Genomic DNA, 12,751 nt, shown 5'->3' with positions numbered 1-12,751 from the left:
GGTGAGCAGCCCTTTCTCAGATCGGCGCCGAAGGCGACGATCCTGGCCGCCCCCCGCGGGGGCGGCCATTCCGTTGGGGGGCAAATGCCGCTGCAGTGTGGCGGCCCGACTAATTGCTCAGGCTCCTAGGGCCCTATCCGGGGCGGCCCGCTTAGGCTAGCATCGCTTCATGCGCGTCCTGTCGCTCCTGCTCGCCCTGGCGGCCCCCGCCGCCGCGGCCGTGCCCCTCGTCTCGACCGTCCCGTTCTCGGTCGGCGGCGCCGGGCTGTCCGAGGCCGAGGCGGGCGACCTCCTGAGCGCCCCCGGGGGCCCTTTCGTGATCGTGGGCGACCGTCTCGTCAAGATCCGCCCCCTGGGCGACGACGGCCCCGACGAGGCGGTGCCGCTCGAGGAGGGCACGCGGCTCGTCCGGTCCCGGGTGGCCGCGCGCCTCGACGCCCTGCGCGCCGCCGCGCGCGAGGGCCGCGCCACCGGCGCCGACAAGGCCGAGGCCAGGGCCCTGGCCGCCCTGCGCTCGTCCCTGATGTCGCTCGAGGACCGCTGGTTCCTGCGCTCGCTGTCGCCCGAGCTCGGCGACGAGGAGTTCGCGAAGCCCCCTTCTCCCGAGGGCGTGCCCGTCCCCGGCCCCGCCGCCCCGGCCGACCCGCTCGCCGCGAGCCTGCGCGCACGCCTCGTCCTCGACGACGGGGGCGACCCTTTCGCGCGCGAGGCGCTCGACATGGCCGTCCGCCGCCTGCTCGAGAGCCCGACCGCGCGCGAGCTCGCCGCCGAGTTCGTCCGCCGCGGCCTGACGGTCCGCGTCTCCTTCGCGGCGATGGAGAACAGCGTCCTCGTCGAGCGCGGCGGGCGCCGGTCCCTGTCCGGCTACGGCGGCACGGCCTCGCACGGCCCGGCCGGGGCCTGGGTCAAGCTCAACCGCGATTACCTGCGCGTCGACACGGCCTATCAGCTCCTGGACCTGCCCGCGACGCTCGGCCACGAGCTGCTCGGCCACTCCCTCGGCGCGGCCCGGGCCGAGGCGGCGGGCCTCGAGTCCGCCTGGAACCGCTGGCGCGGGGACGAGCTCAACGCCGGCGTCGTCGGCTGGCTGGTCGCCGCCGAGCTCGGCGAGGTCCCGCGCGACGCCCACCTGTGGCGCTGGCTCGAGGACCCCGAGCGCTACCACCGCGAGATGCACCTCGCCGGCGGCTATTACGCGAAGACCTTCTCCGCGGAGGAGGCGGCCGCGCCGGCCCGCGCCCTCCAAGAGCGCCTTGCCCGCGTCGAGGCCGCCCTCGAGCTCTTCGACGCCCGCGCCGCCGACGCCGCCCGGGACTGGGACAAGATCATCGACCACTTCAAGTTCGAGCACGGCGTGGATTCGCGCCGCCTCGCCTTGGTCCGCTCCGAGCTCAAGAACGCGGCGTCCCCGGAGGAAAGGGCCGTCGAGCGCGAGCGCCTGCTCGCCGTCCGCCGCGAGCTGCTGGCCGCGTCCGCGGCGCTCGAGTCCCCGGAGGAGAAGGCGAGCTTCGCCGAGACCGCGAAGCGGCTGGCCGACCCGTTCTTCGCCGAGGAAAGCGCGCGCACCCGCGCCCTCGGCGAGCGCCTGAAGGCGGCGGTCGTCCGCGCCCCGAAGCCGCGCCCGCGCGACGCGGAGGACCTGGACGCCGCGCAGATCGCCGAGATGTACCGCAAGGACCTCGTCGAGAACCCGGACCACTGGCCCCTGGCGCGCTGACGGACGCCCGGCTATACTGGGCCCGAGAGACCCCATGTCCCGACCTTTTCTGGCCGTCCTTCTCACCCTCGCGGCGCCCTCCTGGGCCGCGGAGCGCACGGCGCCGTCCCCGGCGAAAGCGATCTCCGCCGTCGTCCGCTTCTCGGCTCCGAAGGGCTGGCGGCCGGAGCACTACGCCAACGGCGCCGACCCCGTCTCGGCCTTCGTCTCGGGCGAGGACCGGATCGTCGTCCGCGTCTTCGGCGCCCCGGGAAGCGCCTACGCCGACCCCGCCGCCTTCCTCTCCGGGGCCGCCGCCTCGACCATGGGCCGTCCGCCCGAGAAGGCCGGCGAGCGGACCGTCGCGCGCCGCCGGGTGGACCTCCATCAGCGCGGCTTTCCGGTCAACCTGGGCGACCCCCACATCCCCTCGGGCCGGCAGCAGGTGCTGGGGCGGGAGATATTCCTCATTTTGCCCGCGTCCAAAGGCCGATTCGCCGTCCTGTCGTACGCCCGGGAGTCCCCGGCCCCCGATAGGGAACGCCGCGGCGAGAAGGCCTGGGAGGCGTTCCTAAAGACCGTGAAATCGCCCGGCCGGAAGACCTAGCCCGGGGGACCCGAGGGCCCTGGGCGGGGCGGACGCGCACCCGTACACTCTATCAGAGGAATGAAACGCAGTCTCCTGACGGCCCTGCTCCTGGCGGCCGCCGCGCTCGACGCGGCGGCTCAGCGCGTCACGCTCGAAGTCCCGCTTTCCCCCCGCCCCGGCCTCACCGCGTCGGCGGCGACGATCGCCCCTCTCGCGCAGACCTTCCCCCTCGCCCTGAGCCCCTGGAGCCCGGGCCTGTCGGCGGCGGCCCAGATCCCTCATAACGCGGTCCCGATCCCCTCTCCGACGATGGCGCCGGTCAAGGCCGCCGCCGCGCTCCCCGCCCTTCCCGTCGCCCTCGCCCCCAAGGCTCTCGCCGCCGCCAAGCCGCTCGTCCATAACCGCGCGAAGGTCATCGACAGCCTGCGCGAGCACGGCGCCCAGTCCGCCAAGCTCGCGGAGCTGAACGGCGAAGCCGGCGTCGGCGCGCTCGAGCGGAATTTCATGTCGGCCGCCGCCATCAGCGACGAGCCCGTCGTGCCTCCCGCCGGCGACGGCGCCAAGCTGACCCCGGGGCCGGACTCCCGGCCGCTGCTGACGCGCATGCTCGAGCGCGTGCGCCTCGACGACCGCGGCCGCCCCGACGAGAAGAAGGCCCTCGAGGACTCCTTCAAGCGCCTGCTCGACACCCCGACCGGCCGCCGCTACGCCGAGGAGTTCCTCGCCGAGGGCCTGACGGCGGTCGTGCATTTCGAGGACTTCCCCGACTCCCAGCTCTACCTCGTCGACGGCCGCAAGCGCTTCTACGCCGCCCAGGCCTACACCGACTGGCGCCAGGAGGGCTACGCCGAGATCCGCCTCAACCGCCACTACGTCGACGGCGACCCCGACTTCATGCGCGAGTCCCTGCCCTCGATCATCGGCCACGAGCTCCTCGGCCACGGCCTCTGGTACGGCCGCGCCGCGAAGGAGAACCTCTACCTCGCGTTCCACTACCACGAGCTCAACGAGACCTTGGCCCGCCTCGTCGGCTGGGCGATCGACCACGAGCTCGACGGGCGCTTCGAGGAAGCCGGCGCCTGGAACTACCTGTCTGACCCGGCCCACTATCTGTCGAACCTGAAGATGCGCCTGCCCTACTACGCGGTGACCTTCGGCCAGCAGGAGATGGCCGACCCGCTGGCGACCTTGCGCGCGCGCAAGGCCGCCGCCGAGCTCGAGGTCGAGCGCGCCCGCCGCAACCTGGCCTCGCAGAAGACCTGGCTGCCGGTGCTGGACCATTTCTCCCGCGACCACGGCATCCCCGCGCGGCGCTTCGAGCTGCTGCGCAAGGAGATGTCCGACCTCGAGGCCCACTACCAGAACGAGGTCGTCAACGCCGAGTCCATCGTGCGCGAGGTCTCCGGCCTGATGGAGCGGATCGCGGCCGAGCCCGACCACGCCTCGGAGATCTACCTGAAGGAGGCCTCGGCCCACCCGTTCTTCGGACGCCTGAGCGCCGACACCGCGCGCCTCGGCAAGGCCCTGGAGAAGGCGGCCAACGCCGCGCCTCCCGCCCCGCCGCGCCCCGCGCCCGCCCGTCCCGCCGACCAGATCGCCTGGGAGGAGCTGGCCAAGATGTACCAGGACGACGTCGCCGCCGACGCGAACCGCCCCGTCAAGCACTGGCGATAATCTTGGTGTCAGGCTCGCAAATTCGTTGAATTCCGGGCCCCCGGTGCCTGGCCTGACAATTCGACGAATTCCGCGCTAGCGGAAGTTCTTGAACTGGAGGTCGAGGTCGAACTTGCCGGCCTTGAGCACGTTCATCGTGGCCTGGAGCTCGTCCTTCGACTTGCTCGTCACGCGCAGTTGGCCGTCCTGGATCTGGGCGTTGACCTTGAGCTTGTTCTCCTTGATCGCGGCCTGCATCAGTTTGGCCTTGTCGGTCGGGATGCCCGACTGGATGGTCACGTCGATGCGCGCGGTCTGGCCCAGCGCCGCCTCGGCCTTCGCCTTGGTCAGGTTCTTGATCGGCAGGCCGCGCTTGGCCATGCGGGTGAGCAGGACGTCGTAGACCTGCTCGGCCTTGAACTCGTCGCTCGCGCGGACGATGAGCTTCTTTTCCTTCACCATCAGCTCGATCGAGGCGTTGGCGGTCTTCAGGTCGAAGCGGTTCTGGATCTCCTTGAGCGCCACGGCGATCACCTCGGACACCAGGTTCAGGTCCACGTCGGACACGCAGTCGAAAGAATAGTCGCTGGCCATATCTACCTCGCCATCGGGATTTTGAGAGATCTGTGCTTGCGCGCGAACGCCTTCGCCTGCGGATAGCCGGCGTCGAAGTGGCGCACCACGCCGAGTCCGGGATCGTTGGCCAGGACGCGCTCGAGCCGCGCCGCCATCGCCTTCGTGCCGTCGGCGACTGTGACCTGCCCGGCGTGCAGCGAGTAGCCCATACCGACGCCGCCGCCGTGGTGGAAGCTCACCCACGAGGCGCCGGAGGCCGTGTTGAGCAGGGCGTTCAAGATCGGCCAGTCGGCGACGGCGTCGGAGCCGTCGCGCATGGCCTCGGTCTCGCGGTTGGGGGAGGCGACCGAGCCGCAGTCGAGGTGGTCGCGGCCGATCACGATGGGCGCGCCGACCTTCTTCTTCTTGACCAGCCAGTTCAGGCGCGCGCCCATCTCGGCGCGCTCGCCGTAGCCGAGCCAGCAGATGCGGGCGGGAAGGCCTTGGAAAGCGACTTTTTGTCCGGCCAATTCGATCCAGCGCTTGAGCGCCTCGTTCTTCGGGAAGGCGGCCAGGACCTCGCGGTCGGTGGTCCGTATGTCCTCGGGATCACCCGAGAGCGCGGCCCAGCGGAAAGGCCCCTTGCCCTCGCAGAACAGCGGGCGGATGTACTCGGGCACGAATCCGGGAATATCAAAAGCGTTCTTCACGCCCGCCTCCTCGGCGCGGGCGCGGATATTGTTGCCGTAGTCGAAGGTCACGGCGCCCTGCTTCTTGAGCGCGAGCATTCCTTCCACATGCCGTCCCATCGACGCGATGGATTTTTTGACGTACTCCTTCGGGTTCTTCCTCCTCAGCTGAGCGGCCGTGCTCACGTCGTACCCCTGCGGTATATATCCGTACAAGGGATCGTGCGCCGAGGTCTGGTCCGTCAGAACGTCGACCGGGAAGCGCCGCTTAGCGAGTTCGGGGATGATATCGGCGGCGTTGCCCAATAATCCGACCGACAAGGCCTCCCCGTTCGCCTTGGCCCGCGTCACGCGCGCCAGGGCCGCGTCGAGATTCTCCTCGACGACGTCGAGATATTTCGTCTTCAGCCGGAAGCGCAGCCGCGTCGGATCGACTTCGATGCCGAGGAACGCCGCTCCGTTCATCGTGGCCGCGAGCGGCTGGGCCCCGCCCATGCCGCCCAGGCCCGCCGTCACGACGGTCTTGCCGGTCAGGCTGTCGCCGAAGCGCCGGCGGCCCGCCTCGGCGAAGGTCTCGTACGTGCCCTGCAGGATGCCCTGCGTGCCGATGTAGATCCAGGAGCCGGCCGTCATCTGGCCGTACATCATGAGCCCTTTCTTGTCGAGCTCGTCGAAATGGTCCCAGTTCGCCCACTTGCCGACGAGGTTGGAGTTGGCGATGAGCACGCGCGGCGCCTGGTCGTGGGTCTTGAACACCGCGACGGGCTTGCCCGACTGGACGAGCAAGGTCTCGTCGTTCTCGAGGACCTTGAGCGACCTCACGATCGCGTCGTAGCAGGCCCAGTTCCGCGCCGCCTTGCCCCGGCCGCCGTAGACGACGAGGTCCTGCGGCCGCTCGGCGACCTCGGGATCGAGGTTGTTCATCAGCATGCGCAGGGCCGCCTCCTGCTGCCAGCCCTTGCAGGATAATTTGCTTCCGCGCGCCGCTCGAATGGTTCTCATGGAAAAGAATTCAACGAATTTGCGAGCCTGACACCAAAATCCTAGTCGAACGCGCCGGACAAAACCAGCTCTCTTGCCGTCTCCAATTTACCCGAAAGGACCTCGTCCCCGCGGGACGCTTTGACCTTCGAGCGCAGGACCGCCAGGCCCGCCTCCACCCCGCGGCCCGACTTCAGCGGGCGGTGGAATTCGACGGCCTGGGCGGCGCAGACGAGCTCGATGGCGACGACCTGCGCGGCGTTCCAGACGGTCTTCTTGAACTTGAGGGCGGACCACATGCCCATCGAGACGAAGTCCTCCTTGTTGGCGGAGGTCGGCACGGAGTCGGCGGAGGCGGGGTGGGCGAGGGTCTTGTTCTCGGAGGCAAGCGCCGCGGCGGCGTACTGGGCGATCATGTGTCCGGACTCGACCCCCGGGTCGCGGGCCAGGAAAGGCTTCAGGCGCGGAGCCGTCCCGGTCGTGACCTGGAAGGTGCGGCGCTCGGAGATGTTCGCCAACGCGGCGAGCGCTCCGGCCGCCGAGTCGAAGGCGAAGGACAGGGCCTGTCCGTGGAAGTTGCCGCCGGAGATCACGCGGCCTCCCGAAACGAGGGGATTGTCGGTGACCGAGCCGAGCTCGATCTCCACGACGCGGCGGGCTTCCGTCAGCCGGTCCAGGACGGCTCCGTGGACCTGGGGGACGCAGCGCAGGGAGTAGGAGTCCTGCACGCGCGGGTCGTCTATGGCATGAGATCTCCTGATCTCGGAGCCGGCCAAAAGCCGACGCAAAGAACGCGCGGCTGCTATTTGACCGGGGTGCGGCTTCAAGGCCTGGATGGCCTCGTCATACGGCGACGGGGTGCCGGTCAGCGCGTCCAACGACGCGGCGCAGGCGAGGTTGGCGGCGCGGTAAACGCGCTCCGCGGCCAACAGCGCCAGGCCGCCGACGGACTGCATGGCCTGGGTGCCGTTCAAGAGAGCCAGCCCCTCTTTGGCGGAAAGGACGAAAGGGGACAACCCGACGGCCCTCAACGCCTTCGCGGCCGCCATGCGGCGGCCGCGGAAGAAAACGTCGCCTTCGCCGATGACGGCGAGGGCCATATGAGCCTGAGGGGCGAGGTCGCCGCTGGCGCCGACGGAACCCCGGCTCGGGATCAACGGGATGATGTTCGCCTCCAGCATGCGGGCCAAGTGGCGGACCAGCGCCGGACGCACGCCGGAGAAGCCGCGGGACAGCTCGTTGACCCGCAGAAACAGGATCGAGCGGGATTCGATCGCGTCGAGAGGCTCGCCGACGCCGCAGGAGTGGGACAGGACGAGGTTGCGCTGGACCTGGGCGAGGCGCTCGGTGGAGATGCGCGTCGAAGCGAGCTCGCCGAAGCCGGTGTTGACGCCGTAGATCGTCCCGCCCGCCGCCATCGCGGACTCGAGCACGCGGCGGGAGGCCGCGACGCGCCTCAGGGCCGACGCCGGCAGGACCGCCTTGCGGCCGTCGACGGCGACCGAGGCGAGGCCCTCGAGGGTGAGGGCCGAGCCGAGCTTAAACGAGTTCGAGGGCAACGGCCACGGCCTCCCCGCCGCCGAGGCAGATGCCGGCGACGCCGCGCTTGCCGCCGCGGACCTTGAGCGCGTTGATCAAGGTCACGAGGATGCGCGCGCCGGAGGCGCCGAGCGGATGGCCGAGGGCGACCGCGCCGCCGTGCACGTTGATCTTCTCATGAGGCAGATTGCCGAGCTTGGCCACGGCCAAGGTGACCACCGCGAACGCCTCGTTGACCTCGAAGAGGTCGACCTGATCGACCGTCCAGCCGACCTTCTTCAGGAGCTTCTCCACGGCGCCCGCCGGGGCGGTGGTGAACCATTTCGGCTCCTGGGAGTGCGTGGCCCAGCCGACGATCCGGGCGAGCGGCTTCTTGCCGGCCGCGCCCTTGGCCGACGACAGCACGAGGGCCGCCGCGCCGTCGTTGAGCTTGGAGGCGTTGGCGGCGGTGATGGTGCCGTCCTTCTGGAAGGCGGGCCGCAATTTGCCGACCTTATCCAGCTTGGCCCGGCCCGGCTCCTCGTCGAGCTCGATGCCGTCGACGGAGACGATCTCGTTCTTGAAATACCCCTTGGCGACGGCTTCCGCCGCGCGCTCGTACGAGCGGACCGCCCAGGCGTCCTGCATCTCGCGCGTGAAGCCGTGCTCCTTGGCGCACAACTCGCCGCAGTCGCCCATGTGCGCGCCGTCGTAGGGGTTGATCAGGCCGTCGCGGAGCACCGCGTCGAGGAGCTTCGCGTCGCCGTATTTGTAGCCGGAGCGGGCCTTGTCGAGGAGGTAGGGCGCCTTGGACATGGACTCCATGCCGCCGGCCAGCGCGTAGTCGTGCTCGCCCAGCGCGATGCCCTGGGAGGCCAGCATCACGGCCTTCATGCCCGAGCCGCAGACCTTGTTGACCGTCGTAGCGCCCACGGAGACCGGGATGCCGGCCCCGATCGCGGCCATGCGCGCGGGAGCCTGGCCGATGCCGGCGGGGATCACGCAGCCGAGCACGACCTCGCCGAGCTCCTCGGGCTTCACGCCCGACTTGGCGATCGCGTCGGCGGCGGCCTTGGCGGCCAGCTGCGGCGCGGCGTGATTGGCGAACACGCCGTTGATGGAGCCGATGGCGGTGCGGGAGGCGGAGAGGACGAGAATGTCGTTCATGACGGACTCCTTACGAGTAGTAGACGAATCGGGCGGCGACGCCGCAGATCACGGAGACGGCCGCGCCCATGTAGAAGGTGAAGGCGGTCAGGTCGAAGAGGCGGCGCCGGCGCAGGAAGAACATCACCCCGAGCCAGCCCGCCGCGAGCAGCCCGGCGCCGAGCGGCGTCGGGAACAGGAAGCACAGCGCCAGCACGAGGCGCTCGGCCATCGCGAGGTGCTTCTCGTCGTCGGCGGGATAATCGGCCCCGTGGAGGTCCTTCTCGAGGAAGTAGATGAGCACCGTGCAGGCGTGGGTGACGAGCACGAACAGGCAGCCGAGCACCGGCCACTTCTCGGGGAAGAAGCCCGCCACGGGCGTCGTCGTGACGGCCAGCGGGGCCACGGAGAAGATCACCGCGTAGTGGATGACCTGGTCCCAGGCGAAGAACAAGGTGTTGTCCGGCATCCCGTACTTGAAGATGGTGTACACGCGCCACCAGTCCTCGAGGAAGTGCGTGATGAAGATGATCGCGATGCAGGTCCAGCCGTTCAGGCGGAAGAAGGCGTTCTCGATCCAGAAGTCGCCGAGGAAGGGCCAGGCGATGATCAGGTACGCGACGGGATGCATCGCGCAATGCGCGAGGAGGCCCCACATGCTCGTGCGCTTCCAGCGGTTGATGAAGTTCGTCTGGAGCGTGAAATCGCAGAGCAGGTGGCCGAACATCAGCCGCCAGAAAATGTTCATTCTATTTCGCCGTGAGGTTGAAGACCTGGTCCCAGTCGTCGGGCGGCAGGGCCGCGTAGTCCCGGGAGATGTTGAGATAAAGCTCGCCGGGGCCGTCCCCGGGCATCAGCTTCGCGAACTCCATGAAAACGGCGAGGGATTCCTCGTACTTCTTGTCGTAGAAGGCCTTCACGCCCTTGTCCCATACGGGGAGAGCCTTCGCCCAGATAGGCGTCAACTTCCCTTTTTCAGCGAGGGGCTCGTACACGGGGACCGGCGTCGCCTTGCCGACGACGCGCGCGCGGCCCAGGTAGCGGGCCTCGACGGCGGCCTTGGAGCCCTGGAAGGTCGGCTCGCTGATGATGATGCTCGAGCCGAAGAACTTGTTCGCGCCCTCGAGGCGGGAGGCGAGGTTGACCTCGTCGCCGATCACCGTGTAGGCGAGCTTGCGCTCGGTGCCGGTGAAGCCGACGTTCATCTGGCCCGTGTTGATGCCGATGCGGATCGCGGGTATCTCCGGCAGCCCGGGGTCGAGGTTCTTGTTGAGCTCGTTGATCGCCTGCTGGCAGTGCAGCGCGGAGAGCACGGCGTCCTTCGCGTGCTCCTTGTTCTCGAGCGGCGCGTTCCAGAACGCCATGATGCAGTCGCCGATGAACTTGTCGATCGTGCCGCGGCGGTCCAGCATGACCTCGCTGAGCTTGGACAGGTACTTGTTGAGGAAGGCCATCAGCGCCTCGGGCCCCATCTTCTCCGAGATCGTCGTGAAGTGCGCGATGTCGAGGAAGAGCACCGTCATCTCGCGCTTCTGCGCGCCGAGCTTCGCCTTCTCCGGGTCGTTGGCCAGCTCCTCGACGATCTCGGGCGAGACGAACTGCCCGAACTTCGCCTTGATCAGCTGCTTCTCGGCGCCCTCGGCGAGGACGCGGTGCACGGTCAGGACGAGGAAGCTCACGGCGAGCGTCAGGCCCGGCGCGACGGGGTAGATCACGGTCCCCCGGCTCATCAGATGCAGGGAGCCCCCCAGCATCGCGGCGAGCACCGCCGCGACGGCGACGGCCCCGAGGGCGGGCGACAGGGCCCGCAGGATGAAATACGGCACCCAGGCGGAGAGGAGCACGAGCAGCAGGACGTTCAGCCGGCTGGTGGCCTCGAGCGCGTCGCCGTTGAGGACGTTGTCGATGGCCGTCAGGTGGAACTCGGGCCCGGGCATGTGGGAGTTGAACGGCGCCGGGTAATGGTCGAAGTAGCCGGTCGGGATCGAGCCGACGACGACGAGCGAGTCCTTCAGCGCCGCCTGCTGCTCCTTCGACATCGTGCCCTTGACCAGGTCCATCAGGGAGATCGTGCGGAAAGGGGAGGAGTTCACGTCGCTCGGCGGGCTGTCCGGGTGCTTCGGCCATTCGAGCGGCTTGCGGAAGTTCAGGACCGGGATCGGCATCTGCTCCGCCGGGTTCTCCTTGAGGACCTGGTCCAAGCTCTTGCCGGTGAAGCTCGCCACGGCCGCCGCGGGAAGCGACGTCGACGGCTTGCCCGTCAGGATCGGGTCCTCGAACTCGGGGTTGAACAGGAGGAAGGTGCGGATGTGGCCGTCGTCCTCGAGGTGCTGGCCGATGCTGGGCGAGCCCAGGTACTGCGCGGTGGCCTTGAGCGGCTTGACGGCCATCTGCACGCGGGCCTTGTCGGCTCCCTCGGGCTTTTCCACGACGAAGAGCTGGATGACCTTGCCGTGGCGCTTGGCCGCCGCCGCGAGCTCCGCGTCGCCTTCGCGGTTCTCGAGGAACAGCACGTCGAACACGACGGTCTTCGCGCCGAAGTCCTTCAACTTCTCGAGGGCCTTCGCGTAGACCTTGCGCGGCAGGGGGAAGCCGAGCTCGTGGACCGTGTCGTCGTCGACGGCCAGGAGGATGAGCCGGGGATCGCCGGCCTTGATGCTCCCCTCGCGCAAAGTGAAGGCGTGATCGTGCCACACCCGCTCGATGGAGGCGAACATGCCGTTGCTGGGGATGCCGACGAGATAGGGGAGGTAGGCGACCGCCGCGAGGACGCAGAACACCGCGCTGAAGCGTTTCGGGAAAGTTTTTCCGAGCAGATTCATCGATTCACCTTTTTCGCGGGGGTTTTGGCGGGAGTCTTCACGGGAGCCTTGAGGGGCGTCTTGACCGGGGCCTTCTTGGCCGGCGCCGCGGGCGCCTTCGCCGGCGCTTTGGCAGGAGCCTTCGCCGGCTCCTTGTCCGGCAGGCCGAGCCGGGCGCGGAGCTGCGCCCGCGCGTAATCCATCATGCCCGAGGTGTTGACGTCCTTCTCGGAGGCACGGGCGGAGTCGAGCGCGGCGAGGCCTTTCGCGTCGCCGACGAGGCCGACCGTCGCGGCCGCCTGCTGGCGGGTCGTCGCGTCCGGGCTCTTCAAGGCGGCGTAGGCGACGGGGAGGCCCGACGGGTCCCCGGCGCGGGCCAGGGAGGTCGCGGCCTGCACGCGCACCCCCGCGTCGGGGTCCTTGAGGGCCGCCGTCAGGGCCGGTCCGGCGCTCGGATCGGCGATGAGGCCGAGAGACTTGGCGGCCTCGGCGCGGACCCCGGCGTCGGCGTCGGACAGGGCGCTGGACAGGGCCGGCACGCTCTCCTTCGAGGCGATCTCGCCCAGGGCGGCGGCCGCGACCTTGCGGGCGGCGGCGTCGGGATCGGACAGGACGCTCGCCAGGGCGCCGACCGCGCCCCCGGCGCGGAGCTTCCCGAGCGCGCGCATCGCCGCGTGGCGCACCGGCGCGGCGGCGTCCTTCAAGGCCCCGATCAGGACGCCGGCGGCCGCGCCGTCGCCGATGTAGACGAACGCGGTAGCCGCGGCCTGGCGCACGCGGGGATCGGAGTCGCCGGACAGCACCGTCGAGAGCCGGGGGACCGAGGCGCGCGAGCGCTGGAGGCCGAGGGCGTCGCAGGCGGCCGCGCGCACGAAGGGATGCGCGTCGCCGAGAAGGGCCTCGAGGGCGGGCACGGCCGCGGGATTGCGCGAGAGGCCGAGGGTCTCCGCCGCCTGCCGCCTGGCCATCGGGTCGGAGGCCTTGGACGCCTCGATCGCCGCCTTGAGGGGGTCGGGGGCCTGGGCGCGCGAGACAGGCGCTACTAAGAGGAAGGCGGCCGCGAAAAGCGGGCGGAATCTCACGCAGGGATAATAGCGAGTCGCCCCCCCCGCCTTCAAGCGGA

10 protein-coding genes are annotated in these 12,751 nt (G+C 69.7%); 3 read left to right on the top strand and 7 right to left on the bottom strand.

Annotated features, from left to right (window positions below):
- Positions 1-169 precede the first annotated feature (169 nt).
- The 3 genes from HYV14_00130 to HYV14_00120 are packed head-to-tail and all read left to right on the top strand — an operon-like array spanning position 170 to position 3,959.
- A complete protein-coding gene (locus tag HYV14_00130) occupies positions 170-1,717 on the top strand; it encodes a hypothetical protein (GenBank protein ID MBI2384397.1) in 1,548 nt (515 codons plus the stop codon).
- A gap of 34 nt (positions 1,718-1,751) precedes the next feature.
- Entirely contained in the window at positions 1,752-2,303 is a 552-nt protein-coding gene (locus HYV14_00125) for a hypothetical protein (GenBank protein MBI2384396.1), read from the top strand.
- 60 nt (positions 2,304-2,363) lie between these two features.
- Positions 2,364-3,959: a hypothetical protein gene (locus HYV14_00120; GenBank protein MBI2384395.1), complete on the top strand. Its 1,596-nt coding sequence runs from the start codon at positions 2,364-2,366 to the stop codon at positions 3,957-3,959.
- A 75-nt stretch (positions 3,960-4,034) separates the two neighbouring features.
- Here HYV14_00120 and HYV14_00115 read toward each other — a convergent pair whose 3' ends face one another.
- Genes HYV14_00115 through HYV14_00085 form a run of 7 tightly spaced genes read right to left on the bottom strand, consistent with a single transcriptional unit; the run spans position 4,035 to position 12,710 of the window.
- Positions 4,035-4,532, bottom strand: a complete 498-nt coding sequence (locus tag HYV14_00115; GenBank protein ID MBI2384394.1) for a YajQ family cyclic di-GMP-binding protein — start codon at positions 4,530-4,532, stop codon at positions 4,035-4,037.
- A gap of 2 nt (positions 4,533-4,534) precedes the next feature.
- Positions 4,535-6,184 (bottom strand): urocanate hydratase, encoded by a 1,650-nt coding sequence (gene hutU / locus HYV14_00110; protein MBI2384393.1) that lies wholly within the window; start codon positions 6,182-6,184, stop codon positions 4,535-4,537.
- Positions 6,185-6,225: 41 nt separating this feature from the next.
- Positions 6,226-7,722, bottom strand: coding sequence for a histidine ammonia-lyase (hutH, locus tag HYV14_00105; protein MBI2384392.1), 1,497 nt, complete (start codon positions 7,720-7,722; stop codon positions 6,226-6,228).
- Positions 7,703-8,848: a thiolase family protein gene (locus tag HYV14_00100; GenBank protein ID MBI2384391.1), complete on the bottom strand. Its 1,146-nt coding sequence runs from the start codon at positions 8,846-8,848 to the stop codon at positions 7,703-7,705. Before HYV14_00100 ends, hutH begins: the two co-directional genes overlap by 20 nt.
- Before the next feature lie 10 nt (positions 8,849-8,858).
- Positions 8,859-9,575 carry a DUF3307 domain-containing protein gene (locus HYV14_00095; GenBank protein MBI2384390.1) on the bottom strand — a complete coding sequence of 239 codons (717 nt, stop codon included), beginning with the start codon at positions 9,573-9,575 and terminating at the stop codon, positions 8,859-8,861.
- Between the two features lies 1 nt (position 9,576).
- Complete coding sequence (locus HYV14_00090; GenBank protein ID MBI2384389.1) at positions 9,577-11,649, bottom strand: adenylate/guanylate cyclase domain-containing protein; 2,073 nt, start codon at positions 11,647-11,649, stop codon at positions 9,577-9,579.
- Positions 11,646-12,710, bottom strand: coding sequence for a HEAT repeat domain-containing protein (locus tag HYV14_00085; protein ID MBI2384388.1), 1,065 nt, complete (start codon positions 12,708-12,710; stop codon positions 11,646-11,648). Before HYV14_00085 ends, HYV14_00090 begins: the two co-directional genes overlap by 4 nt.
- Between the last annotated feature and the right edge of the window lie 41 nt (positions 12,711-12,751).

Source organism: Elusimicrobiota bacterium (assembly GCA_016182905.1).
Lineage (GTDB): Bacteria > Elusimicrobiota > Elusimicrobia > UBA1565 > UBA9628 > GWA2-66-18.
The sequence above is the reverse complement of the archived record's forward strand: the minus strand, read 5'-3'. Positions and strand labels throughout refer to the sequence as shown.

What these genes read in the sequence shown, in the direction of transcription:
- HYV14_00115 (MBI2384394.1), bottom strand. Translation starts at nt 4,532, where the DNA reads ATGGCCAGCGACTATTCTTTCGACTGCGTGTCCGACGTGGACCTGAAC.
- HYV14_00120 (MBI2384395.1), top strand. Translation starts at nt 2,364, where the DNA reads ATGAAACGCAGTCTCCTGACGGCCCTGCTCCTGGCGGCCGCCGCGCTC.
- HYV14_00130 (MBI2384397.1), top strand. Translation starts at nt 170, where the DNA reads ATGCGCGTCCTGTCGCTCCTGCTCGCCCTGGCGGCCCCCGCCGCCGCG.
- HYV14_00090 (MBI2384389.1), bottom strand. Translation starts at nt 11,649, where the DNA reads ATGAATCTGCTCGGAAAAACTTTCCCGAAACGCTTCAGCGCGGTGTTC.
- hutU (MBI2384393.1), bottom strand. Translation starts at nt 6,184, where the DNA reads ATGAGAACCATTCGAGCGGCGCGCGGAAGCAAATTATCCTGCAAGGGC.
- HYV14_00095 (MBI2384390.1), bottom strand. Translation starts at nt 9,575, where the DNA reads ATGAACATTTTCTGGCGGCTGATGTTCGGCCACCTGCTCTGCGATTTC.
- HYV14_00100 (MBI2384391.1), bottom strand. Translation starts at nt 8,848, where the DNA reads ATGAACGACATTCTCGTCCTCTCCGCCTCCCGCACCGCCATCGGCTCC.
- HYV14_00125 (MBI2384396.1), top strand. Translation starts at nt 1,752, where the DNA reads ATGTCCCGACCTTTTCTGGCCGTCCTTCTCACCCTCGCGGCGCCCTCC.